Below are 24143 nucleotides of genomic sequence, written 5' to 3'. Positions count from 1 at the left end.
GGCTTATTCCGCGAGATCCTGCTCCTCAATGGTCTGGGTGTGGTTGGTGAATACGCAGATGTCGCCGGCGATGCCCAAGGCGGTTTCGACGATTTCGCGGGCCGACAGGTCGGTTTTCTTCAGCAGGGCGCTGGCTGCGGCCTGGGCATAGGCGCCGCCGGAGCCCATGGCGATCAGGCCGTCTTCCGGCTCGACCACGTCACCGTTGCCGGTGATGATCAGGGAAGCGTCCTTGTTGGCGACTGCGAGCATGGCTTCGAGGCGGCTAAGGGAGCGGTCGGTGCGCCATTCCTTGGCCAGTTCGACGGCGGCGCGTACCAGGTGCCCCTGATGTTTCTCAAGCTGGCCTTCGAAACGTTCGAACAGGGTGAAGGCGTCAGCCGTGGCCCCGGCAAAGCCGGCGATAACCTGGCCGTGATACAGGCGACGAACCTTTTTCGCGTTGCCTTTCATCACGGTGTTGCCGAGGGAAACCTGGCCGTCGCCGCCCATGACGACTTTGCCGAAGCGGCGGACTGAAACGATGGTGGTCAAGGGGAGAGTCTCCACGCTGCGGGGCGAAAATGCCCTGATGGAAACTCATATGGGGGTGGCGTGGGGTTTTTCAACTGCGGCGGGGGTTGTGGGACGAGCGGTCTTTGCTGCTGGGGGAGGCGGTGTCAATGAGGACGCCATCGCGAGCAAGCTCGCTCCTACAGGTTTGGCACAGGCCTTGTAGGAGCGAGCTTGCTCGCGATCAGCCGCTTTAGCGGCTCTGGCGCTGTTGTAACAGCAGGTTGCTGAAGCCGGCGCCAGACAGTTGCTTCTGCGCGGTGGTCAGCTGTTCGCGGTTGCTGAACGGGCCCACCAGTACGCGGTACCAGGTCTCGTCCTTGACGGTGCCGGACTCGACGGACACCGATTGCCCCAGCAGGATGATCTGCGCGCGGACCTTGTCGGCATCGGTCTGCTTGCGGAACGAACCGGCCTGCAGGAAGAACTTGGTCACCGGTGCGGCCTTCGCCACCTGTGGCTGTGCCACCGGTGGTGCGGGCGGCGGGGTGATGCCGGCCAAGGCGGCCTGGGCACGCGCGGTGTCGATCTTCGCCGCTTCCGCCGGGGTCACCGGGGTGGTCGGAACCACTGGCGCGGTCTGCGGCGTTGGCAGGGTTTTTTCCGGTACGGCTTCCGGCGGCACTATCACCTCCGATTCCGGCAGCAGGGTATAGAAGTCGTACTTCGGCTTCAGCGGTTGCTGCGGGCTCGGCGGGGTCTTGTTGGCCTCGGCGATCTTGGTGGTTTTCTGTTGCTCCAGCCGCTCGCGCTTGACGCTGTCACCACCCTTGCCTGGCTCCAGCTTCATCAGGAACACGATGAAGGCGCCCACGGCCAGGCCGATGGCCATCCACAACCAGCCCGGGATCGGTTGCTTTGCAGGAGCTTGGTAACGGCTGGCGCCACGCTTGGGTGCAGGTTTTTTCTTGGCAGCCAACTTACATTTGCTCCAGAACTTTCAGGCCCAGCAACTCCAGACCTTGCTTGAGGGTACGACGGGTCAGCTCGGTGAGGCGCAAGCGACTCTGCATCTGCGTCGGCGATTCGGCACTGAGGATCGGGCAGTTCTCGTAGAAGCTGGAGAACAGCCCGGCCACGTCGTACAGGTAGGTGCACAGGATGTGCGGCGTACCCTTGTCGGCCACGCCGTTCAGCACTTCGCCGAACTGTGCCAGCTTGGCCGCCAGCTCCAGTTCCTGGGCGGCTTCCAGGTTGATCTGGCCCTGTACTTCGCTGAAGTCCTTGCCCAGCTTGCGGAACACGCCGGCGGCGCGGGTGTAGGCGTACAGCAGGTAAGGCGCGGTGTTGCCTTCGAAGTTCAGCATCAGGTCGAAGTTGAAGCTGTAGTCGCTGGTGCGGTGCTTGGACAGGTCGGCGTATTTCACCGAGTCGATGCCGACCACCTTGGCGATATTTCGCAGATCGGCCTCGGCCAGCTCCGGGTTCTTTTCCTTGACCAGGCTGTAGGCGCGCTCTTCGGCTTCGGTCAGCAGGTCGATCAGCTTCACGGTGCCACCGTCGCGGGTCTTGAATGGACGGCCGTCAGCGCCGTTCATGGTGCCGAAGCCCATGTGCTCCATTTCCATCGGGTGGGTCACGAAGCCGGCCTTGCGGGCCACCGCGAACACTTGCTGGAAGTGCAGGGCCTGGCGCTGGTCGACGAAGTACAGCGCGCGGTCGGCCTTGAGCTTGCCGCTGCGGTAGCGCACGGCCGCCAGGTCGGTGGTGGCGTACAGGTAGCCGCCGTCGGCCTTGACGATGATCACCGGCAGCGGCTCGCCTTCGGCGTTCTTGAACTCGTCGAGGAACACGCACTGGGCGCCGTTGCTCTCGACCAGCATGCCCTTGGCCTTGAGATCGTTGACCACGTTGATCAGGTCGTCGTTGTAGGCGCTTTCGCCCATCACGTCGGCCATGGTCAGTTTGACGTTCAGCAGTTCGTAGATCTTCTGGCAGTGGGACAGGGAGATGTCCTTGAACTTGGTCCACAGCTCCAGGCAGTCCGCGTCACCAGCCTGCAGCTTGACCACCAGGCCGCGGGCACGGTCGGCGAACTCTTCGGATTCGTCGAAGCGCTGCTTGGCGGCGCGGTAGAAGTTCTCCAGGTCCGACAGCTCATCGCTGGTGATCGGGTTTTCCTGCAGGTAGGCCATCAGCATGCCGAACTGGGTGCCCCAGTCGCCCACGTGGTTCTGGCGGATCACGGTATCGCCGAGGAACTCCAGGACCCGTGCCACGCCATCGCCAATGATGGTCGAGCGCAGGTGGCCGACGTGCATCTCCTTGGCCAGGTTCGGGGCCGACAGGTCGACCACGGTGCGTTGCAACGCGCCGGCCTTGCGCACGCCAAGGTGGGCGTCGGCCAGGGCGGCGTCCAGGCGGGTAGCCAGGGCCTGGGTGTTCTGGAAAAAGTTGATGAAACCGGGGCCGGCGATCTCGGCCTTGCTGACCTGCTCGTCGGCGGGCAGGGCGGCGATGATCTTTTCCGCGAGGTCGCGTGGTTTCATGCCGGCCGGCTTGGCCAGCATCATGGCGATGTTGCTGGCGAAGTCGCCGTGGGTCTTGTCGCGGGAGTTTTCTACCTGGATCGCCGGCGTCAGGCCTTCTGGCAACACACCTTCGGTGACGAGTTGGGTGATGGCTTGCTGGATGAGCTGGCGAATGGTGTCTTTCATGGTCTTCTCTTTCAACCGCTGGCGCGGCGGCGCTTCGATGCGCAGGTGGAAAAACTGGGCATTATCCGTTGCGAAGACGGGCTTGCCAACTATAGCCGGCTGTGCGGTGGCTATTCGGGCCTTATCACGGGCAAGCCTCGCTCCTACAGAAGCGTGCTGGCCTGAGATGGCGGTTTTTCTATCAATACAGGTCTACAGGGTCAACATCCAGCGACCAGCGTACCTGGCGCCCGCTGGGCATCTGTTCCAGGACCAGCAGCCAGTGACTCAGCAGTTTGTGCAGTGGCGCCCGGGCATTGGCCTGTAATAACAGTTGCGCGCGATAACGCCCGGCCCGGCGCTCCATGGGCGCCGGTACCGGCCCCAGCAGCTCGATGCCGCCCAGGTTCATCTCTGCCAGCAAACGCTCGGCCTCGCTGCAGGCTTCGTCGAGGAAACCTTCGGCCTGCCCCGGCTTGTGGGCCTCGGCGCGCAGCAGCGCCAGATGGGCGAATGGTGGCAGGCCGGCGGCGCGGCGTTCGCTCAAGGCCTGTTCGGCAAAGGCGAAGTAACCCTGTTCGGTCAGTTGCACCAGCAGCGGGTGGTCGGCCAGGTGGGTCTGGATGATCACCTTGCCCGGCTCCTCGGCCCGGCCAGCCCGGCCGGCGACCTGGACGATCAGTTGCGCCATGCGTTCGCTGGCGCGGAAGTCGCCGGAGAACAGGCCGCCGTCGGCATCGAGGATCGAGACCAGGGTCACCCGCGGAAAATGGTGCCCCTTGGCGAGCATCTGGGTGCCGACGAGGATGCAGGGCTGGCCCTTCTGGATAGTGGCGAACAACTGGTTCATCGCGTCCTTGCGCGAGGTGCTGTCGCGGTCGACCCGCAGGACCGGGTAGTCCGGGAACAGGATCGCCAGCCGCTCTTCGGCGCGCTCGGTGCCGGCGCCGACCGGGCGCAGGTCGACCTTGCCGCATTTCGGGCAATGCCGCGGCACGCGCTCGGAGTGGCCGCAATGGTGGCAGCGCAGCTCGCCGTAGCGCTGGTGTACGGTCATTCGCGCGTCGCAGCGTTCGCACTCGGACATCCAGCCGCAGTCGTGGCACAGCAGGGTCGGCGCGAAGCCGCGGCGGTTGAGGAACACCAGCACCTGCTGGCCTGCTGCCAGGGTCTGGCCGATGGCTTGTTGCATGGGGCCGGAAATGCCGCTGTCCAGCGGCCGGCTCTTCACGTCCAGGCGCAGGAAGCGCGGCTGCTTAGCGCCGCCAGCCCGCTCGTTCAGGCGCAACAGGCCATAGCGGCCGGTGTAGGCGTTGTGCAGGCTTTCCATCGATGGAGTGGCGGAGCCCAGCACAATAGGGATGTTTTCCTGGCGGGCGCGGACCAGGGCCAGATCGCGGGCGTGGTAGCGCAGGCCTTCCTGCTGTTTATAGGAGCCGTCGTGCTCTTCATCGATGATGATCAGCCCGGGGTTCTTCATCGGCGTGAACAGCGCCGAGCGGGTGCCGATAATAATGTCGGCCTCTCCGTCGCGGGCCGCCAGCCAGGCGTCCAGGCGCTCGCGGTCGTTGACCGCCGAGTGCAGCAGGGCGATGCGCGCGTTGAAGCGTTGCTCGAAGCGCGCCAGGGTCTGTGGCCCGAGGTTGATTTCCGGGATCAGCACCAGCGCCTGCTTGCCGGCTTCCAGGGTTTCGCGGATCAGCTGCAGATAGACTTCGGTCTTGCCGCTGCCGGTGACCCCGGCCAGCAGGAAGGCGTGATAGCTGTCGAAACCGGAGCGGATGGCCTCACAGGCAGCGCGCTGTTCGCTGTTGAGCGGCAGTTCCGGCTGGGCCAGCCAATGTTCGTGGCGTTCGCCCGGGGCGTGCCGGCGGACTTCCACCTGCACCAGGTCCTTGGCCAGCAACAGGTCCAGGCTGTCCTTGCTCAGCATCAGCTTGCTCAGCAATTGGTGGGCGACGCCGTGCGGGTGCTGGGCCAGCGTTGCCAGGGCTTCGCGCTGGCGCGGGGCGCGGGCGATGCGTGGGTCGTCGAGGCTGGCGCCGGGGCTGACCGACCAGAAGCGTTCCTGCCGGGCCTCGGCCGGCTCGCCCTGGCGCAGCAGGACCGGCAGCGCCCAGCTCAGGGTGTCGCCGAGGCTGTGCTGGTAATACTGCGCGGTCCACAGGCACAGCTTGAACAGCGCGGGCGGCAGCGGTGGGGTGGCGTCCAGCAGGGCCAAGGCCGGCTTGAGTTTCTCGGCGGGGACTTCGCTACTGTCCGTGACCTCGACCAGGATGCCGATCATCTCCCGGCGACCGAACGGCACTCGCAGGCGCATGCCGGGATGCAACTGGGTACGCAGTACGCCGGCAGGGGCCCGGTAATCGAACAGGCGGCGCAGGGGCGAAGGCAGGGCGAGGCGCAAAATGGCGTCGGGCACGCGGGGAAATCTCAGTGAACGGGCGGTGAAGAAGGCCCGGAGCCTAGCAGACGGTCGGTGCGAGGGACAGCTTGCGTGATCGCAAAGGTCTGGTAGAATCCGCGGCCTAATTACGTGCGGTATTCAACAATAGTGTTGGGTGGCGGCACGCTAGCCTGAGGAAGACACCATGAAAGCCGATATCCATCCAGAATACCCAGCAGTTGCCGTGACCTGCAGCTGCGGCAACAAGTTCGAAACTCGTTCGACCTACGCTAAGCCGCTGGCGATCGACGTTTGCAACGAGTGCCACCCGTTCTACACCGGTAAGCAGAAGACTCTGGATACCGGCGGCCGCGTTCAGAAGTTCGCCGACCGTTTCGGCGCTTTCGGCGCGAAAAAGGCCTAAGGCTGATCGGTCTGGAAAGCTGTTTCAGCTTTTCCTCGCTGATGAAAAAGGCGTCCCTTGCGGGCGCCTTTTTTATGTCCGCGATTTGGCTCTCCAGCGCCCAGGCGTTCTGCCCGGCGCCGGTTGGGTTGGCCTCCGTGCAGGTCCAGCGGGTGGTCGATGGCGACACCTTGCGCCTCACCGATGGGCGCAGCGTGCGCATGATCGGCCTCAATGCGCCGGAGCTGGGCAAAAAAGGCCGCACCGACGAGCCCTTCGCGGTTGCCGCCCGCCAGCGCCTGCAGGCGTTGGTGAAGGCCAGCAACGGCCGGGTCGGCCTGCTTCCCGGTCGGGAAAGCAAAGATCACTATGGGCGGACCCTGGCCCATGTCTATGGCGCCGATGGCGCCAACCTTGAAGCGCAATTGCTTGCCGAAGGCCTGGGATACCAGGTGGCGGTAGCGCCGAACGTCGATTTGTTCGGCTGCCAGCAAGCCGCCGAGCGCAGTGCTCGCCAGTCCCGGCTGGGGCTGTGGCGGCAGTCGTCTGAACTGAAAGCGGATCAGATAAAGGCCCCCGGTTTTGCGCTGCTCAGTGGCCGGGTGAGCAAGGTGCAACGCAATCGGGGCGGCATCTGGATCGAATTGCAGGATTCGGTTGTATTGCGCATTGCACCCAATCTGCTTGGCCAATTCGATGTCGCGCAGTTGGATCGCCTGCCGGGACAGCGGATCGAGGCGCGCGGCTGGGTGCTTGACCGTTCGCGCAAGGGTGGCTTGAAATCGGGTCAGGCGCGCTGGATGTTACCGCTGACCCATCCCGGAATGTTCCAGCTGGTTCAATAAATAAAAAATTGTAGACATTTTTTATTTCGATTGTGAACAGTCTATCCCTTGTGTTCCGTGGCTCTTGGCCCAAAGTCGTAGCCTGCGGGCCTTGACAGGGGTGACTGACCAGTCTTGTAGGGACTTTGCGACACGCGTATCCTCGGCGGTCCGTCTGTCCAACAGTAAAAAGCGGAATGCCCACATGTCTGATCTGAAAACTGCCGCTCTCGAATATCACGCCAATCCCCGTCCAGGGAAACTGAGTGTCGAGCTCACCAAGGCCACCGCTACCGCCCGCGACCTGTCGCTGGCCTACAGCCCCGGCGTAGCCGAACCAGTACGCGAAATCGCCCGCGACCCTGAACTGGCCTACAAATACACCGGCAAGGGCAACCTGGTTGCAGTCATTTCCGATGGCACCGCGATTCTCGGCCTGGGTAACCTCGGCCCACTGGCTTCCAAGCCGGTGATGGAAGGCAAGGGCGTGCTGTTCAAGCGCTTCGCCGGCATCGACGTATTCGACATCGAAGTCGACTCCGAAAGCCCGCAAGCCTTCATCGACACCGTCAAGCGCATCTCCATCACCTTCGGTGGCATCAACCTGGAAGACATCAAGGCGCCAGAGTGCTTCGAGATCGAGCGCGCCCTGATCGAGCAGTGCGACATTCCGGTATTCCACGATGACCAGCACGGCACCGCTATCGTGACCGCGGCCGGCATGATCAACGCCCTGGAAATCGCTGGCAAAACCCTGCCGGACGCGAAGATCGTCTGCCTGGGCGCCGGTGCCGCCGCCATCTCCTGCATGAAGCTGCTGGTGAGCATGGGCGCCCAGATCGAAAACATCTTCATGGTCGACCGTACCGGCGTGATCCACTCCGAGCGCGACGACCTGAACCAGTACAAGGCGGTCTTCGCCCACACGACCGACAAGCGCACCCTGGCTGACGCCCTGAAAGGTGCCGACGTGTTCGTTGGCCTGTCCGGCCCGAACCTGCTGAGCGCCGAAGGCCTGAGCTCCATGGCTGCCAACCCGATCGTGTTCGCCTGCTCGAACCCTGATCCGGAAATCGCCCCGGAGCTGGCGCACGCCACCCGCAGCGACGTGATCATGGCCACTGGTCGTTCGGACTACCCGAACCAGGTCAACAACGTGCTGGGCTTCCCGTTCATCTTCCGCGGTGCCCTGGACGTTCGCGCCAAGCGCATCAACGAAGAAATGAAAGTGGCCGCGGCCAACGCCCTGCGCGAACTGGCCAAGCTGCCGGTGCCTCAGGAAGTGTGCGACGCCTACGGCGGCATCAAGCTGGAATTCGGTCGTGAGTACATCATTCCGAAGCCAATGGATGCCCGCCTGATCACCGTGATCTCCGACGCCGTGGCCAAGGCCGCGATCGAGACCGGCGTGGCGACCCTGCCGTATCCGAAGAACTACCCGCTGAAAAGCGTGGATGACGTGTTCAACGGTTAATAGCAGTCCATAAAAAACCCGGCCTTCGAGCCGGGTTTTTTTATGGGGAAGTTTCAAGCCTCAAGCTGCAAGAGGAGGCAGTGTCGCTCCTCCTTGCAGCTTGAAGCTCGCAGCTTGTAGCTGCTCTTTAGAACAGATCGATCGGCGCCGACTCGTCCGCCGGCAGCGGGCTGCCAGGGGCGTAGCCATTGCCCAGTTCGTTGACCGAAGGCGGTGTGTCTTCGCTCTTGAACAGTTCGAAGTAGGCGTTCGGCGTGCCCGGTGTCGCAGCGCGGCCGCTGACCGGATCGACCCGCAGGCTGAGAATGCCTTCCGGCTCGGCCTGGGTATGGGCCGGCTTGTCCTTGAGGGCGGCGCCCATGTAGTTCATCCAGATCGGCAGGGCCACGGTGCCGCCGTATTCGCGGCGGCCCAGGCTTTCCGGCTGGTCGAAACCGGTCCAGACCGTGGTCACGTAGTCGGCGTTGTAGCCGGAGAACCAGGCGTCCTTGGATTCGTTGGTGGTCCCGGTCTTGCCGGCCAGGTCGGTGCGGCCCAGGGCCAGGGCGCGTCGCCCGGTGCCGAGCTTGATCACGTCTTCCAGCATGCTGTTGAGGATGTAGGTGGTACGCCCGTCGATGATGCGTTCGGCCACCGCCGGCGCCTGTACAGGAGCCTGGCTCGGGGTTTCGCCCGGGACGTTGTTCACCGTGAAGCTCTGTTCTGTCGGTGCCGCGATCCCGCTGCTGGCCGTGTCGCCAGTCGGTACGCTCGGCGGGTTGGCGGTGAACAGGGTTTCGCCATTACGGCTTTCGATCTTGTCGATGATGTATGGCGTGACCTTGTAGCCGCCGTTGGCGAAAACGCTCCAGCCGGTGGCGATTTCCATCGGGGTCAGGGTCGCGGTGCCCAGGGCCAGCGACAGGTTGCGCGGCAGGTCCTGTTTGTTGAAGCCGAACTTGCTGATGTAGTCGATGGTGCGGTCCACGCCCAGGCTTTGCAGGAGGCGGATCGAAACCAGGTTGCGCGACTTGTACAGCGCCTCGCGCATGCGGATCGGGCCGAGGAAGGTGTTGGTGTCGTTTTTCGGACGCCAGACCTTGTCCAGGTACTCGTCGACAAAGACGATCGGTGCATCGTTCACCAGGCTGGCGGCGGTGTAGCCATTGTCCAGCGCGGCGCTATAGACGAACGGCTTGAAGCTGGAACCGGGTTGGCGCTTGGCCTGCAGTGCCCGGTTGTAGTTGCTCTGCTCGAAGGCGAAACCGCCCACCAGCGAGCGAATGGCGCCGTTTTGCGGGTCGAGGGACACCAGCGCGCCCTGAACGACCGGGATCTGGCGGAACTTGAGCGAGTTGTCCGCCTGGCGCTGCACGCGAATCAGGTCGCCGACCTGGGCGACATCGCTCGGCTGCTTGGGCGCTGGGCCCATGCTGTTGGTGTTCAGGAACGGACGCGCCCATTTCATGCTGTCCCAGCCCACGTGCTCTTCGCCGGTGCGGGTCAGTACCTGCAGGCCGTTCTTGTCGACCTGGGTGACGATCGCCGGCTCCAGGCCGCTGATGCTGCGTTGCTTGGTCAGTTCCTGAGCCCAGGCGGCGTGGGTCTTGCCGGGCAGGCGCGATTCGGGGCCGCGATAGCCATGGCGCTGGTCGTAGGTGATCAGGCCTTCATGGACGGCGGTGTTGGCCAGTTCCTGCAGGTCGCTCGGTACCGTGGTGGTGACGCGGAAACCTTCGGTGTAGGCGTCGCTGCCATAACGACCGACCATCTCGGCGCGGGCCATCTCGGCGACGTACGGTGCGTTCACTTCCGGCGTCGGTACGTGGTAGCTGGCGTTCAGCGGCTCGGCCACGGCGGCCTGGTAATCGGCCTCGCTGATCTTGCCGAGCTTGTACATGCGCCCCAGGATCCAGTCGCGGCGCTCCTTGCTGCGCGCCGGGTTGGCCAGCGGGTTGAAGCGCGACGGTGCCTTGGGCAGGCCGGCGATCATGGCCATCTGCGCCAGGCTGACATCGCGAATCGACTTGCCGTAGTACACCTGCGCGGCGGCTTCGATGCCGTAGGCGCGGTTACCCAGGTAGATCTTGTTGACGTACAGCTCGAGGATCTCGTCCTTGGTCAGTTGGCGCTCGATTTGCAGGGCCAGGAGGATCTCGGTGGTCTTGCGCGAGAAGCTGCGTTCGCTGCTCAGGAAGAAGTTCTTCGCCACCTGCATGGTGATGGTGCTGCCGCCGGACTGGATGTGCCCGCTCTTGATCAGTTGGGTCGCGGCGCGCATCAGGCTGCTGGGATCGACGCCGTAGTGGTTGGCGAAATTGTCGTCTTCAGCACTTAGTAACGCATTAATGAAGTTGGGGGGAATGTCGGCGAAACGGATCGGAGTGCGGCGCATTTCACCGAATTCTGCGATCAACTTGCCGTCGCTGCTGTACACCCGCAGGGGAATCTGCAACTGGATACTTCTGAGCGCCTCTACCGACGGTAACCCAGGACTAAGATAGAGAAACGCGCCGGAGAGAGCGAGGAGCAGCCCGCAGAACACAGCGACGATGGACCACCCGAAAAACTTCAGCAGACGAATCAAGGCTTTTGGATTTCCAGAGAAAGGAATGAATTAGGCGTCAGGTATTCACAGTCAGGAATCGGCTCACGCAGCAGATAAATCGCGGAAAAATCGCTGGGCATTATAAGCATTTTTCCGTAGAGGGCGTCATTTGCCCGTCTGTCAAGACGGGGTGATTGAACGCAATGGACATTCCAGAGTCCGTAAGTCACGGATAGTCATAGGGAATTGGTAGTGCTAGGACTCTTCAGTAAAAAGGCGAGTTCCCTTCTGGGGATCGATATCAGCTCCACCTCGGTCAAGCTTCTTGAGTTGAGCCGGGTCGGCGGCCGTTTTCGGGTCGAGGCCTATGGGGTGGAGCCGTTGCCGGCCAACGCCGTGGTCGAAAAAAACATCGTCGAGCCCGAAGGGGTGGGGCATGCCTTGTCTCGCCTGCTGGCCAGGGCCCGGCCGGGAGCGAAGCACGCGGCGCTGGCGATGGCCGGCTCGGCGGTGATCAGCAAGGTTATCGAGATGGAGGCCGGGCTTTGCGATGACGATCGGGAGAGCCAGCTCAAGGTCGACGCCGACCAGTACATCCCCTATCCGCTGGATGAGGCCGCCATCGATTTCGACGTCCTCGGCTATTCGGCGCGCAATCCCGAACGCGTCGATGTGCTGTTGGCGGCTTGTCGCAAGGAACACATCGAAGTTCGCGAGGCGGCGCTGGAGCTCGCCGGGCTGACGGCGCGGGTGGTGGACCTGGAGGTCTGCGCGCTGGAGCGCTCGTTCGCCCTGGCGGCCGGGGCGTCGGTTGCCCGGACTGTGGCGCTGGTCGATATCGGAGCCACCCTGACCACCCTGAGCGTTGTGCATGAAGGGCAGATCATCTATTCCCGCGAGCAGTTGTTTGGTGGGCACCAACTGACCGAGCACATCCAGCGTCGTTACGGGCTGTCGAAAGAAGAGGCCGGCCTGGCGAAAAAGCAGGGCGGCCTGCCGGACGATTACGCCAGTGAGGTGCTGCAACCCTTTCAGGAGGCGGTGGCGCAGCAGGTTTCGCGCTCGTTGCAGTTTTTCCAGGCCTCCGGCCCGCAGCGCCAGGTCGACTCTATCCTGTTGGCGGGCGGCAGCGCCTCGGTTCCGGGACTTGCGCCGTTGATCGAGCAGCGCCTGGGCTTGCCTGTGCTGATCGCCAACCCCTTCGCTGGCATGAGCATCGGCGGCAAGGTCGACGCCGCGGCCCTGGCCAGCGAGGCTCCATCCTTGATGATCGCCTGTGGGCTGGCCTTGCGGAGTTTTGACTGATGGCGCGGATCAATCTTCTTCCCTGGCGTGAGGCGCGGCGTGAACAACGGCGTCGCCACTTTCTCCTGGGCCTGGCAGCGGCTGCGGCGGTGGCCCTGGGTGCGCTGTTCGCGGGCGACAGGATCATCGACCGGGCGATCGACAGGCAGCTGGCGCGCAACAATCATGTAGGCGCTCAAATAACCTTGCTCGATCAGCGGATCGCCAAGATCGGCGAGCTGAAGCTGCATCGCGAGCAGTTGGTGGAACGGATGAAGATCATCCAGGACCTGCAAGGCAATCGCTCCACCAGCGCGCGGGTATTCGACCAGTTGGCCCGCACCCTGCCGGACGGGGTGTATTTCACCGATGTCAGGATGAGCGGGCAGACCCTCTCCATCACCGGGGCGGCCGAATCGAACCATCGTGTTTCGGACCTGATGCGCAATCTGGACGCCTCCGACTGGTTCGACGCGCCGAGCCTGACGGAGGTCAAGGCCGCCGGGGCGGACAACGCCGACCAGGCCAATGTGTTTCAGCTGACCGTCCATCAGACCCGGCCCGCCATGGGCGAGGGTGGGCAATGAGCCTTTCCGGCGGGTGGGCGCAGATGCGCCGGATCGATCTCGGCGAGCTGGACATGAGCAACATGGGGGGCTGGCCCGCGCTGGTCAAAGGCGTGGTCTCGGCGCTGGTCATGCTGCTGGTGCTGGCCCTTGGTTACAACCTGTACCTCAAGGATCTGTTGCTGCAACTCGACCAGCGCCGGGCGGACGAGGCCGTGCTGAAACAGCAGTTCGCCAGCAAGGCGCGCCTGGTGGCCAACCTGGGGCCTTACACCGAACAGATGAAGGCCATGGAAACCGCCTTTGACCTCATGCTGCGCCAGCTTCCCAGCGATACCGAAGTGCCGGGGCTGTTGGAGGATATCAGTCGCACCGGGCTTGGCAGCGGGCTGGAGTTCGAAGAGATCAAGCTGTTGCCTGAGGTGGTCCAGCCGTTCTATGTAGAATTGCCGATCCAGATCACGGTCACCGGTGGGTACCACGAGCTGGCAACTTTCGTCAGCGGCGTGGCCGGCTTGCCGCGAATCGTCACCCTGCATGATTTCGAGATCAAACCGGTCACGCCGGAAGTCGGCTCGAAGCTGCGCATGAACATTCTGGCCAGGACTTACCGCTACAAGGTGCCCCGTCCATGAAGCGCGTTCGCGGCTTGTTGCTCGTGCTGGCATTTGTCGGGCTGGCCGGTTGTGGCGGCAATGACGACTTCAGCGATCTGGATGCCTACATGAACGAGGCGCGGCTACGGCCGCCCGGTGAGATTGAACCAATGCCGGCATTCGGGTCTTACCCAACGTTCACCTACAACGCCGCACCCTTGCGCAGCCCGTTTCAGCCTGCGGTTCGGGTGGACCTGGCGGCACGCCGGGCAGGCTCGCCCGCGGTCAGGCCGGATCCGAGCCGCAGCAAGCAGTATCTCGAGGGCTTCAGCATCGAGCAGTTCGAGATGGTGGGCACCCTTTCCAATGCCTCTGGCGTCTTTGCGTTGTTGCGCGGTGCCGGTGGTGTGCATCGGCTGAAGGTCGGCGACTACCTGGGGCGTAACGATGGGCGGATTGTCGCGATCAGCGATTCACAGGTCGACGTGGTCGAGATTGTTCCCGATGGAGCGGGAGCGTGGCTGGAGCGACCACGGACCATTCCATTAAAAGAACACTCATAGTGGAACTCGCATCATGAACAGGATCTTTTCAGCCTTCGGTATTGCGCTATGGATGGCGCTGCTTTCACCGATGGCCATGGCGGCCAGCCTCAAGGCCCTGGATGTCGCGGCGCTGCCGGGGGATCGCCTGGAGTTGAAACTCACCTTCGATGGACCGGTGCCCGAGCCGCGGGATTATACCACCGACCAGCCGGCGCGGATCGCCCTCGATCTGCCGGGTGTCGTCAGCCAGCTGGCGAACAAGAGCCGCGATCTGGGCAATGGCAATGCGCGCAGCGTGACGGTGGTCGAATCGGGGCCGCGTACCCGGGTGGTGGTCAATCTGGTCGCGCTGGCGCCCTACAGCACTCGAGTCGCCGGCAATCAGCTGTTTGTGGTGATCGGCCAGGGGGCGACGGTGGCGCAGAGTGCACCGGGGCAGCCGGCTGTCGCGTCCGGGCGGGCCAAGGCCACGGCTTCGGCGGGGCGGTCGATTCGCAGTGTGGATTTCCAGCGCGGCGAGCAGGGTGAAGGCAATGTACTGATCGACCTCTCCGACTCGGGAATGAGCCCGGATATCCAGGAACGCGACGGCAAGCTCGTCCTTACCTTCGCCAAGGCCCGTCTGCCAGAACCCCTGCGGGTCAGGCTGGACGTCAAGGACTTCGCCACTCCCGTGCAATTCGTCAGCGCCCGGGCGGAGTCCGGCAAGGCCATCGTCACCATCGAGCCCGGCGGCACCTTCGATTACTCGACCTACCAGACGGACAACAAACTCACGGTAAGTGTCAGGCCGATGACTTCGGGCGATCTGCAGAAACGCAACACCGAGCGCTCAGCCTATAACGGCGAAAAGCTCTCGCTGAACTTCCAGGACATCGAGGTCCGCTCGGTGCTGCAACTGATCGCCGACTTCACCAACCTCAATCTGGTGGCCAGCGATACGGTGCAGGGCGGCATTACCTTGCGCCTGCAAAATGTGCCGTGGGACCAGGCTCTCGATCTGGTGCTCAAGACCAAGGGGCTGGACAAGCGCAAGGTGGGCAATGTGTTGCTGGTGGCGCCAGCCGATGAAATCGCGGCCCGCGAACGCCAGGAGCTGGAGTCGCAGAAGCAGATCGCCGATCTCGAGCCGCTGCGGCGTGAACTGCTGCAGGTCAACTATGCCAAGGCGGCGGAGATCGCCAAGCTGTTCCAGTCGGTCACCCGCGCTGAGGACAAGTCTGACGAGCGTGGTTCGATCACGGTCGATGAGCGGACCAACAACATCATTGCCTACCAGACCCGGGAGCGCCTGGACGAGCTGCGGCGGATTGTCAGCCAGCTGGATATCCCGGTGCGCCAGGTGATGATCGAGGCGCGGATCGTCGAGGCCAACGTCGACTACGACAAAAGCCTGGGCGTGCGCTGGGGTGGCTCGATCCAGAACCAGGGCAACTGGAATGCCTCGGGGGTCAGCAACGGCACCAACGCCTCTTCCACCATAGGCACGCCAGGCAGTACCAGCAGCAACTCACCGTTCGTCGACCTGGGCACCACCGCCAATACCTCCGGCCTGGGTATCGCCTTCATCACCGACAACGTGTTGCTGGACCTTGAGCTGACAGCCATGGAAAAGACCGGTAACGGTGAAATCGTCTCCCAGCCCAAGGTGGTCACCTCCGACAAGGAGACGGCGAAGATCCTCAAGGGTACGGAAATCCCCTATCAGGAAGCCGCCTCCAGCGGGGCGACTTCGGTGTCGTTCAAGGAGGCTTCGCTGTCCCTGGAGGTGACGCCGCAGATCACCCCGGATAACCGCATCATCATGGAGGTCAAGGTCACCAAGGACGAGCCGGACTACCTGAACAAGGTCCAGGACGTGCCGCCGATCAAGAAGAACGAGGTCAACGCCAAGGTCCTGATCAACGACGGAGAAACCATCGTTATCGGTGGGGTTTTCTCCAATACGCAAAGCAAGGTTGTAGATAAGGTGCCATTTCTAGGCGATGTGCCGTATCTTGGCCGCCTTTTCAGGCGTGACGTGGTGTCGGAGAAAAAATCCGAGCTGCTGGTATTTCTCACTCCGCGTATCATGAACAACCAGGCGATTGCTGTGAGTCGTTGATTCTGTGCGAAATTTGATTCTTGTTGGGCCAATGGGGGCTGGCAAAAGCACCATTGGTCGCTTGCTGGCCAAAGAGCTGCGCCTGCCATTCAAAGATTCCGATAAGGAAATTGAGTTGCGCACGGGCGCCAATATCCCGTGGATCTTCGATAAGGAAGGCGAACCGGGCTTTCGTGATCGGGAACAGGCCATGATCGCCGAGCTGTGCTCCGCCGATGGCGTGGTCCTGGCGACCGGCGGCGGCGCGGTGATGCGTGAAGCCAATCGCTTGGCGCTGCATGCCGGGGGGCGTGTGGTCTATCTGCATGCCTCGGTGGAGCAGCAGGTCGGTCGTACCGCCCGGGATCGCAATCGACCGCTGCTGCGCACGGCCGATCCGGCGAAAACCCTGCGGGACCTGTTGGCGATTCGCGATCCGCTTTATCGGGAAATCGCCGACCTGGTGGTTGAAACCGATGAGCGGCCACCGCGCATGGTGGTGCTGGACATACTGGACCGCCTGCAGCAACTGCCTCCCCGTTAATGCGCAGCGTGAAATGCGCTATCCTCGGCGCCTTGCCGTGATCGCTTGCGGTTGTGGCGCATGGCTATTGCGCGGCGTCAGAAAACCAGGTGATGCCCGTCGTTAATGTAAGGCAGGACACCAGCTTCCATTTCACTGTGGGGACACATGCAGACACTTAAGGTCGATCTAGGCGAGCGCAGCTACCCGATTCATATTGGCGAAGGTTTGTTGGACCGGCCCGAGTTGCTGGCTCCGCACATCGCCGGGCGGCAAGTGGCGATCGTTTCCAATGAAACCGTAGCGCCGCTGTACCTTGAGCGTCTGAAACGCAGCCTTGCGCAGTTCTCGGTGATCTCGGTGGTTCTGCCCGACGGCGAAGCATTCAAGAACTGGGAAACCCTGCAGCTTATTTTCGATGGCCTGCTGACCGCACGGCACGACCGCCGCACCACGATCATCGCCCTCGGCGGCGGGGTGATCGGCGACATGGCCGGCTTTGCCGCTGCCTGCTACCAGCGCGGCGTCGATTTCATCCAGATTCCTACCACCTTGCTGTCCCAGGTCGATTCGTCGGTGGGCGGCAAGACCGGTATCAACCATCCGCTGGGCAAGAACATGGTCGGCGCCTTCTATCAGCCGAACGTGGTGCTGATCGATACCGCCTCGCTCAATACCCTGCCGGCCCGCGAGCTGTCGGCTGGCCTGGCGGAAGTCATCAAGTACGGTCTGATCTGCGACGAGCCCTTCCTGACCTGGCTCGAAGACAACGTCGACCGCTTGCGAGCCCTCGACCAGCAGGCGCTGACCTATGCCATCGAACGCTCCTGCGCGGCCAAGGCGGCCGTGGTCGGTGCCGACGAGCGTGAGTCCGGCGTGCGCGCCACGCTGAACCTGGGGCATACCTTCGGCCACGCCATCGAAACCCACATGGGCTATGGTGTCTGGCTGCATGGTGAAGCGGTCGCTGCTGGCACCGTAATGGCGCTGGAGATGTCCGCACGCCTCGGCTGGATCACCGCCGAGGAGCGTGACCGCGGTATTCGCCTGTTCCAGCGCGCGGGCTTGCCGGTCATTCCGCCCGAGGAAATGACCGAAGCGGATTTTCTCGAACACATGGCAATTGACAAGAAAGTGATCGATGGTCGTTTGCGTCTGGTGCTGTTGCGCCGCATGGGCGAAGCCGTAGTGACCGACGATTATCCGAAAGAGGTTTTACAGGCCACGCTGGGAGCGGATTACCGCGCCCTGGCTCAGCTTAAAGGTTAATAAGATCCCCATGACTAGTTTGCATGCCGACGAGGCTTTCCTCGGCCACTATCAGTTGAGCCATGACCCTTTTGCTCCACGGGTGCCTGGCTTCAAGTTTTTCCCCGCCCAGCGCAAGCCGGTGCTGGGGCAGTTGCACCATCTGGCGCGCTACAGCCAACTGCTGCTGGTCGTGACCGGCCCGCAGGGCAGCGGCAAGACGCTGCTGCGCCAGGCGCTGGTCGCCAGCACCAACAAGCAATCGGTACAGAGCGTGGTGGTTTCCGCCCGTGGTGCCGGCGATGCGGCAGGCGTGCTGCGCCAGGTGGCCCAGGCGCTGAACGTCGAGCAGGCCGAGATCGGCCCGATCCTGGCGCAAGTGGTGCAGCTGGCGCTGACCGGCCAGGAAGTCTATCTGCTGGTGGATGACGCCGAGCAGCTCGACGAATCGGCGCTCGAGGCGCTGCTGGCGCTCGCCGCCGGTGCGCCGGAAGGTCGTCCGCATGTGTTCCTGTTCGGCGAGTCGTCGCTGATTGCCGGCCTGGAGCTGCTGAGCGCGGAAGAAGAGCGCTTCCATGTCATCGAACTGCAGCCCTACACCGAAGAAGAAACCCGTGAATACCTGGCGCAGCGTCTCGAAGGCGCAGGGCGCGGTATCGAACTTTTCTCCGCGGATCAGATCAGTGATATTCACGAAGGCTCCGATGGCTGGCCTGGCAACATCAACCAGGTCGCCCGGGATGCAATGATCGAAGCCATGATTGCCAGCCGCTCAGCGGTCAAGCGTCCAAGTATGGGGTTCAATATGCCGAAGAAACACGTATTGGCGATATCCGCAGTCGTAGTGGTAGCCGTTGCCGCTGCCTGGCTGATGCCGGGTCGCAGCAAGGCACCAAGCACTGCTGGTGCGCCAGCCAACGAACAGGCGCAGCTGCCGCTGGGCCAGACACCGCAACCGAACAGCAATGGCAGCCCGGCTGTCGAGTTCAACGGCTCTTCCCAGCCCATGCCGCTGCCATTGGTCGGCCAGTCGCAACCGGTGATGCGCGGTCCTCTGGCCGAAGCCGCAGGCGGGATCACCGAGGGTGACGATGGCGTGCCGGTGGAAGGCTCCAGCGCCACGCCACCGACCGTGACCACCATTGCACCGCCAGCCGGCGTGCCGGCCGGTCCGGCGCCGACGCCTGAAGTTCGTCCGACCCCGGCGCCAACCCAGGTCGCCGCCGCCAAGCCGGCTCCGGTGGTCAAGCCTGCTCCTGCTCCAGTCAGCAAACCGGCCGCACCGGCCGCCAAGCCAGCCGAGAAGCCTGTCACCGTGGCCAAGGCCGCTACCGGCGGTAGCTGGTACGCCGGCCAGGCGCCAGGCAACTACGTCGTGCAGATCCTTGGCACCAGTTCCGAAGCCACCGCGCAGAACTTCGTCAAGGAACAGGGCGCCCAGTACCGTTATTTCAAGAAAGTCCTCAACGGCAAACCGCTGTATGTGATCACTTACGGCAGCTTCAGCAGCCGTGATGCAGCCGTTACCGCTATCAAGGCCTTGCCAGCGAAGGTTCAGGCTGGTAAACCTTGGCCTCGCACTGTCGCCAGCGTCCAACAGGAACTGGCAGCAACTCGCTGAAGATTCGGCGGCCTTACCCAGGCCGCCTCTCCCAGCACCTCAAAAAAATCCGCATGCGCATGCTGCCTTCAAGGCCGCGTGCCTTGTGGTGTCTGCGTCACAGTAGCTTTTGAGTCGTCGCGGTCCGAACTAAAAAAGTTTTGACTAGCACAGCATATCGCTTTAAACCTTTCATAAATGCGACATAGATTTGCGACATTTCGTCGCCAAATTTGTGAGCGTCTGTGTCGGTGTGTACAATGACCTCCCTTTTGCCCCCGCAAAGCCGGCGTACGTTCGGCGTGGATGGTAACTGGTTGAATTGAAAAGAAATTTGTCTCGATAAGAGGCAGCCTGGTGAGAAAGTGTCTATGAAAGCAGGTCTGTACCAACCAGATGAATTCAAGGATAACTGCGGTTTCGGCCTGATAGCCCATATGCAGGGCGAACCCAGTCATACCCTTTTGCAAACGGCCATCGAGGCCCTGACCTGCATGACCCACCGCGGTGGGATCAACGCGGACGGCAAGACCGGCGACGGTTGCGGTCTGCTGATTCAGAAGCCTGACGCGTTCCTGCGAGCCATTGCCCAGGAAACCTTCAGTGTCGAATTGCCCAAGCAATATGCCGTGGGCATGGTCTTCTTCAACCAGGATCCGGCCAAGGCCGAAGCCGCTCGCGAGAACATGAACCGCGAGATCCTGGCCGAAGGCCTGCAACTGATCGGCTGGCGCAAAGTGCCGATCGATACCAGCGTTCTCGGCCGCCTGGCCCTGGAGCGCCTGCCGCAGATCGAACAGATCTACATCGGCGGTGAAGGCCTGAGCGACCAGGACATGGCGGTCAAGCTGTTCAGCGCCCGTCGTCGCTCGTCGGTGGCCAACGCCGCCGATACCGACCACTACATCTGCAGCTTTTCCCACAAGACCATCATCTATAAAGGCCTGATGATGCCGGCCGACCTGGCCGCCTTCTATCCGGACCTGGGTGACCCGCGCCTGCAAACCGCGATCTGCGTGTTCCACCAGCGCTTCTCCACCAACACCCTGCCGAAATGGCCGCTGGCGCAGCCGTTCCGCTTCCTCGCCCACAACGGCGAGATCAACACCATCACCGGCAACCGCAACTGGGCCCAGGCCCGGCGTACCAAGTTCACCAATGACCTGATGGATCTGGAAGAGCTCGGCCCGCTGGTCAACCGCGTGGGTTCCGACTCCTCGAGCATGGACAACATGCTTGAGCTGATGGTTACCGGCGGCATCGACCTGTTCCGTGGCGTGCGGATGATCATTCCGCCAGCGTGGCAGAACGTCGAGACCATGGACGCCGACCTGCGCGCGTTCTACGAATACAACTCCATGCACATGGAACCGTGGGACGGCCCCGCGGGCGTGGTCATGACCGACGGCCGCTACGCCGTCTGCCTGCTCGACCGTAATGGCCTGCGCCCGGCGCGCTGGGTCACCACCAAGAACGGCTTCATCACCCTGGCTTCGGAAATCGGCGTCTGGAACTACCAGCCCGAAGACGTGATCGCCAAGGGCCGGGTCGGCCCGGGCCAGATCTTCGCCGTGGACACCGAAACCGGGCAGATCCTCGACACCGACGCCATCGACAATCGCCTGAAGTCCCGTCATCCGTACAAGCAATGGCTGCGCAAGAATGCCCTGCGCATCCAGGCGACCATGGAAGACAATGACCACGGTTCGGCGTTCTACGACGTCGACCAGCTCAAGCAGTACATGAAGATGTACCAGGTCACCTTCGAGGAGCGTGATCAGGTGCTGCGTCCTCTGGGCGAGCAAGGCTACGAGGCGGTCGGCTCCATGGGCGACGACACGCCGATGGCCGTGCTGTCCCAGCGTGTGCGCACGCCGTACGACTACTTCCGCCAGCAGTTCGCCCAGGTCACCAACCCGCCGATCGACCCGCTGCGCGAAGCCATCGTCATGTCGCTGGAGATCTGCCTCGGTGCCGAGCGCAACATCTTCCAGGAATCGCCTGAGCACGCTTCCCGCGTGATCCTCAGCTCGCCGGTGATCTCGCCCGCCAAGTGGCGCTCGCTGATGAACCTCGACCGTCCGGGCTTCGAGCGTCAGGTCATCGACCTGAACTACGAGGAAAGCCTCGGCCTGGAAGCAGCGATCCGCAACGTGGCCGACCAGGCCGAAGAAGCCGTGCGCGCCGGTCGCACCCAGATCGTGCTCAGCGACCGCCATATCGCCCCGGGCAAGTTGCCGATCCACGCTTCCCTGGCCACCGGCGCGGTGCACCACCGCCTGACCGAGAAGGGCCTGCGCTGCGACTCCAACATCCTGGTGGAAACCGCCACCGCGCGCGATCCGCATCACTTCGCGGTGCTGATCGGTTTCGGTGCCTCGGCGGTCTATCCGTTCCTGGCCTACGAAGTGCTGGGCGACCTGATCCGTACCGGTGAAGTGCTGGGCGACCTCTACGAGGTGTTCAAGAACTACCGCAAGGGCATCACCAAGGGCCTGCTGAAGATCCTGTCGAAGATGGGCATCTCGACCATCGCGTCCTACCGCGGTGCGCAGCTGTTCGAGGCCATCGGCCTGTCCGAGGAAGTCTGCGAGCTGAGCTTCCGTGGTGTGCCGAGCCGCATCAAGGGCGCGCGTTTCGTCGACATCGAAGCCGAGCAGAAAGCCCTGGCTGCCGAAGCCTGGAGCCCGCGCAAGCCGATCCAGCAAGGCGGCCTGCTGAAGTTCGTCCACGGTGGCGAATACCACGCCTACAACCCGGACGTGGTCAACACCCTGCAAGCCGCCGTGCAGCAGGGCGACTACGCCAAGTTCAAGGAATACACCGCGCTGGTGGATAACCGCCCGGTGTCGATGATCCGCGACCTGTTCAAGGTGAAGACCCTGGACACGCCGATGGACATCAGCGAAGTCGAGCCGCTGGAATCGATCCTCAAGCGTTTCGACTCCGCCGGTATTTCCCTGGGCGCGTTGTCGCCGGAAGCCCACGAAGCCCTGGCCGAAGCCATGAACCGCCTGGGCGCGCGTTCCAACTCCGGCGAAGGCGGCGAAGACCCGGCGCGCTACGGCACCATCAAGAGCTCGAAGATCAAGCAGGTGGCCACCGGCCGTTTCGGCGTGACCCCGGAATACCTGGTCAACGCCGAAGTGCTGCAGATCAAGGTGGCCCAGGGTGCCAAGCCCGGCGAAGGCGGCCAGCTGCCTGGCGGCAAGGTCAACGGCCTGATCGCCAAGCTGCGTTACGCGGTACCCGGCGTGACCCTGATTTCGCCACCGCCGCACCACGACATCTACTCCATCGAAGACTTGTCGCAGCTGATCTTCGACCTGAAACAGGTCAATCCGCAGGCGCTGGTCTCGGTGAAACTGGTGGCGGAGGCCGGCGTCGGCACTATCGCCGCTGGCGTGGCCAAGGCCTATGCCGACCTGATCACCATCTCCGGCTACGACGGTGGCACCGGCGCCTCGCCGCTGACTTCGATCAAGTACGCCGGTGCGCCGTGGGAACTGGGCCTGGCGGAAACCCACCAGACCCTGCGCGGCAACGACTTGCGCGGCAAGGTCCGGGTACAGACCGACGGCGGCCTGAAAACCGGCCTTGACGTGATCAAGGCGGCAATCCTCGGCGCCGAAAGCTTCGGCTTCGGCACCGCGCCGATGATCGCCCTGGGTTGCAAGTACCTGCGTGTCTGCCACCTGAACAACTGCGCCACCGGCGTGGCGACTCAGAATGAAAAGCTGCGCAAGGACCACTACATCGGTACCGTCGAGATGGTGGTGAACTTCTTCACCTACGTCGCCGAGGAAACCCGTGAGTGGCTGGCCAAGCTGGGCGTGCGCTCGCTGGAAGAGCTGATCGGTCGCACCGATCTGCTGGAAATCCTCGAAGGCCAGACCGCCAAGCAGCACCACCTGGACCTGACCCCGCTGCTGGGCAGCGACCATATCCCGGCGGACAAGCCGCAGTTCTGCCAGGTCGATCGCAACCCGCCGTTCGACCAGGGCCTGCTGGCCGAGAAAATGGTCGCCATGGCCAAGCCTGCGATCAACGACCTCAGCGGTGCCGAGTTCGCGCTCGACATCTGCAACTGCGACCGTTCCATCGGTGCGCGGATCTCCGGTGAAATCGCCAAGGTCCACGGCAACCAGGGCATGGCCAAGGCGCCGATCACCTTCCGCTTCAAGGGCACTGCCGGTCAGAGCTTCGGCGTGTGGAACGCCGGCGGCCTGAACCTCTACCTCGAAGGCGACGCCAACGACTACGTGGGCAAGGGCATGACCGGCGGCAAACTGGTGATCGTTCCGCCGAAAGGCAGCGCCTACAAGACTCAGGACAGCGCGATTATCGGCAACACCTGCCTGTACGGCGCCACCGGCGGCAAGCTGTTCGCCGCCGGCACCGCGGGCGAGCGTTTCGCCGTGCGCAACTCCGGTGCCCACACCGTGGTGGAAGGCACTGGCGATCACTGCTGCGAATACATGACCGGTGGTTTCGTCTGCGTGCTGGGCAAGACCGGTTACAACTTCGGCTCAGGCATGACCGGCGGTTTCGCCTACGTGCTCGACCAGGACAACACCTTCGTTGACCGGGTCAACCACGAGCTGGTGGAAATCCAGCGGATCAGCGGCGAAGCGATGGAAGCCTATCGCAGCCACCTGCAGCGCGTGCTGGACGAATACGTCGAGGAAACCGGTAGCGAGTGGGGCCGTAACCTGGCCGAGAACCTCGATGACTACCTGCGTCGTTTCTGGCTAGTCAAACCTAAGGCGGCGAGCTTGAAATCTCTGCTTTCCAGTACTCGTGCGAATCCGCAATAACGACGCAGCTGCAAGCGGCAAGCTTCAAGCCGCAAGTTAACGGCAGTGCGCGATATGCCTGCACACGTGATTGTCTTGC

The 24143-nt window shown here is 63.0% G+C and carries 18 protein-coding genes; 13 read left to right on the top strand and 5 right to left on the bottom strand.

What is annotated here, in order from left to right:
• Positions 1–3: 3 nt before the first annotated feature.
• From hslV to argS, 3 genes are all read right to left on the bottom strand, one after another.
• On the bottom strand, positions 4–534 hold the full coding sequence (gene hslV / locus NRG23_RS17035; protein WP_007925866.1) for an ATP-dependent protease subunit HslV: 531 nt from the start codon (positions 532–534) through the stop codon (positions 4–6).
• A gap of 211 nt (positions 535–745) precedes the next feature.
• The gene (locus NRG23_RS17030; RefSeq protein ID WP_257371454.1) at positions 746–1471 is read right to left on the bottom strand and encodes an SPOR domain-containing protein; all 726 of its coding nucleotides are present in this window, start codon (positions 1469–1471) and stop codon (positions 746–748) included.
• A 1-nt stretch (position 1472) separates the two neighbouring features.
• The gene (gene argS, locus NRG23_RS17025) at positions 1473–3209 is read right to left on the bottom strand and encodes an arginine--tRNA ligase (RefSeq protein ID WP_101281691.1); all 1737 of its coding nucleotides are present in this window, start codon (positions 3207–3209) and stop codon (positions 1473–1475) included.
• Between argS and NRG23_RS17020 the strand changes: the two genes are divergently transcribed.
• Positions 3177–3374: a hypothetical protein gene (locus NRG23_RS17020; protein WP_124312678.1), complete on the top strand. Its 198-nt coding sequence runs from the start codon at positions 3177–3179 to the stop codon at positions 3372–3374. The genes argS and NRG23_RS17020 overlap by 33 nt on opposite strands.
• 16 nt (positions 3375–3390) lie before the next feature.
• On the opposite strand, the gene NRG23_RS17015 is transcribed toward NRG23_RS17020, so the two are convergent.
• Complete coding sequence (locus tag NRG23_RS17015; RefSeq protein ID WP_009046592.1) at positions 3391–5610, bottom strand: primosomal protein N'; 2220 nt, start codon at positions 5608–5610, stop codon at positions 3391–3393.
• Between the two features lie 169 nt (positions 5611–5779).
• Between NRG23_RS17015 and rpmE the strand changes: the two genes are divergently transcribed.
• The 3 genes from rpmE to NRG23_RS17000 all read left to right on the top strand — a co-directional run bounded on the left by rpmE (position 5780) and on the right by NRG23_RS17000 (position 8275).
• Positions 5780–5998 (top strand): 50S ribosomal protein L31, encoded by a 219-nt coding sequence (gene rpmE, locus NRG23_RS17010; RefSeq protein ID WP_009046593.1) that lies wholly within the window; start codon positions 5780–5782, stop codon positions 5996–5998.
• A 41-nt stretch (positions 5999–6039) separates the two neighbouring features.
• Complete coding sequence (locus tag NRG23_RS17005) at positions 6040–6822, top strand: thermonuclease family protein (protein ID WP_257371453.1); 783 nt, start codon at positions 6040–6042, stop codon at positions 6820–6822.
• 184 nt (positions 6823–7006) lie between these two features.
• Positions 7007–8275 carry a malic enzyme-like NAD(P)-binding protein gene (locus NRG23_RS17000; protein ID WP_009046595.1) on the top strand — a complete coding sequence of 423 codons (1269 nt, stop codon included), beginning with the start codon at positions 7007–7009 and terminating at the stop codon, positions 8273–8275.
• A 127-nt stretch (positions 8276–8402) separates the two neighbouring features.
• Here NRG23_RS17000 and NRG23_RS16995 read toward each other — a convergent pair whose 3' ends face one another.
• Complete coding sequence (locus NRG23_RS16995; protein WP_164485464.1) at positions 8403–10838, bottom strand: penicillin-binding protein 1A; 2436 nt, start codon at positions 10836–10838, stop codon at positions 8403–8405.
• 216 nt (positions 10839–11054) lie between these two features.
• On the opposite strand from NRG23_RS16995, the gene NRG23_RS16990 reads away from it, so the two are divergent.
• The 9 genes from NRG23_RS16990 to gltB all read left to right on the top strand — a co-directional run bounded on the left by NRG23_RS16990 (position 11055) and on the right by gltB (position 24064).
• Positions 11055–12107 carry a pilus assembly protein PilM gene (locus NRG23_RS16990; RefSeq protein WP_257371452.1) on the top strand — a complete coding sequence of 351 codons (1053 nt, stop codon included), beginning with the start codon at positions 11055–11057 and terminating at the stop codon, positions 12105–12107.
• A complete protein-coding gene (locus NRG23_RS16985) occupies positions 12107–12673 on the top strand; it encodes a PilN domain-containing protein (protein WP_009046598.1) in 567 nt (188 codons plus the stop codon). Before NRG23_RS16990 ends, NRG23_RS16985 begins: the two co-directional genes overlap by 1 nt.
• Complete coding sequence (locus NRG23_RS16980) at positions 12670–13287, top strand: type 4a pilus biogenesis protein PilO (RefSeq protein ID WP_009046599.1); 618 nt, start codon at positions 12670–12672, stop codon at positions 13285–13287. Before NRG23_RS16985 ends, NRG23_RS16980 begins: the two co-directional genes overlap by 4 nt.
• The gene (locus tag NRG23_RS16975) at positions 13284–13811 is read left to right on the top strand and encodes a pilus assembly protein PilP (protein ID WP_103330911.1); all 528 of its coding nucleotides are present in this window, start codon (positions 13284–13286) and stop codon (positions 13809–13811) included. Before NRG23_RS16980 ends, NRG23_RS16975 begins: the two co-directional genes overlap by 4 nt.
• Positions 13812–13824: 13 nt before the next feature.
• Positions 13825–15897 (top strand): type IV pilus secretin PilQ, encoded by a 2073-nt coding sequence (gene pilQ, locus NRG23_RS16970; RefSeq protein ID WP_257371451.1) that lies wholly within the window; start codon positions 13825–13827, stop codon positions 15895–15897.
• Positions 15898–15901: 4 nt separating this feature from the next.
• A complete protein-coding gene (gene aroK, locus NRG23_RS16965) occupies positions 15902–16420 on the top strand; it encodes a shikimate kinase AroK (RefSeq protein WP_009041824.1) in 519 nt (172 codons plus the stop codon).
• Positions 16421–16567: 147 nt separating this feature from the next.
• Positions 16568–17668 carry a 3-dehydroquinate synthase gene (aroB, locus tag NRG23_RS16960; RefSeq protein WP_016704447.1) on the top strand — a complete coding sequence of 367 codons (1101 nt, stop codon included), beginning with the start codon at positions 16568–16570 and terminating at the stop codon, positions 17666–17668.
• A 10-nt stretch (positions 17669–17678) separates the two neighbouring features.
• Positions 17679–19268 carry an SPOR domain-containing protein gene (locus tag NRG23_RS16955; protein WP_016704448.1) on the top strand — a complete coding sequence of 530 codons (1590 nt, stop codon included), beginning with the start codon at positions 17679–17681 and terminating at the stop codon, positions 19266–19268.
• Between the two features lie 350 nt (positions 19269–19618).
• Complete coding sequence (gltB, locus tag NRG23_RS16950) at positions 19619–24064, top strand: glutamate synthase large subunit (protein ID WP_257371450.1); 4446 nt, start codon at positions 19619–19621, stop codon at positions 24062–24064.
• Positions 24065–24143 lie beyond the last annotated feature (79 nt).

Source organism: Pseudomonas sp. T8, assembly GCF_024610635.1.
Classification (GTDB): Bacteria; Pseudomonadota; Gammaproteobacteria; order Pseudomonadales; family Pseudomonadaceae; genus Aquipseudomonas; species Aquipseudomonas chlororaphis_I.
This window is presented reverse-complemented; position numbering and strand designations above follow the sequence as displayed.

Excerpts from the sequence above, each read along its gene's own strand:
- argS (WP_101281691.1), bottom strand. The coding sequence starts at position 3,209 with ATGAAAGACACCATTCGCCAGCTCATCCAGCAAGCCATCACCCAACTC.
- rpmE (WP_009046593.1), top strand. The coding sequence starts at position 5,780 with ATGAAAGCCGATATCCATCCAGAATACCCAGCAGTTGCCGTGACCTGC.
- NRG23_RS17005 (WP_257371453.1), top strand. The coding sequence starts at position 6,040 with ATGAAAAAGGCGTCCCTTGCGGGCGCCTTTTTTATGTCCGCGATTTGG.
- NRG23_RS17000 (WP_009046595.1), top strand. The coding sequence starts at position 7,007 with ATGTCTGATCTGAAAACTGCCGCTCTCGAATATCACGCCAATCCCCGT.
- NRG23_RS16985 (WP_009046598.1), top strand. The coding sequence starts at position 12,107 with ATGGCGCGGATCAATCTTCTTCCCTGGCGTGAGGCGCGGCGTGAACAA.
- NRG23_RS16980 (WP_009046599.1), top strand. The coding sequence starts at position 12,670 with ATGAGCCTTTCCGGCGGGTGGGCGCAGATGCGCCGGATCGATCTCGGC.
- NRG23_RS16975 (WP_103330911.1), top strand. The coding sequence starts at position 13,284 with ATGAAGCGCGTTCGCGGCTTGTTGCTCGTGCTGGCATTTGTCGGGCTG.
- pilQ (WP_257371451.1), top strand. The coding sequence starts at position 13,825 with ATGAACAGGATCTTTTCAGCCTTCGGTATTGCGCTATGGATGGCGCTG.
- aroB (WP_016704447.1), top strand. The coding sequence starts at position 16,568 with ATGCAGACACTTAAGGTCGATCTAGGCGAGCGCAGCTACCCGATTCAT.
- NRG23_RS16955 (WP_016704448.1), top strand. The coding sequence starts at position 17,679 with ATGACTAGTTTGCATGCCGACGAGGCTTTCCTCGGCCACTATCAGTTG.
- gltB (WP_257371450.1), top strand. The coding sequence starts at position 19,619 with ATGAAAGCAGGTCTGTACCAACCAGATGAATTCAAGGATAACTGCGGT.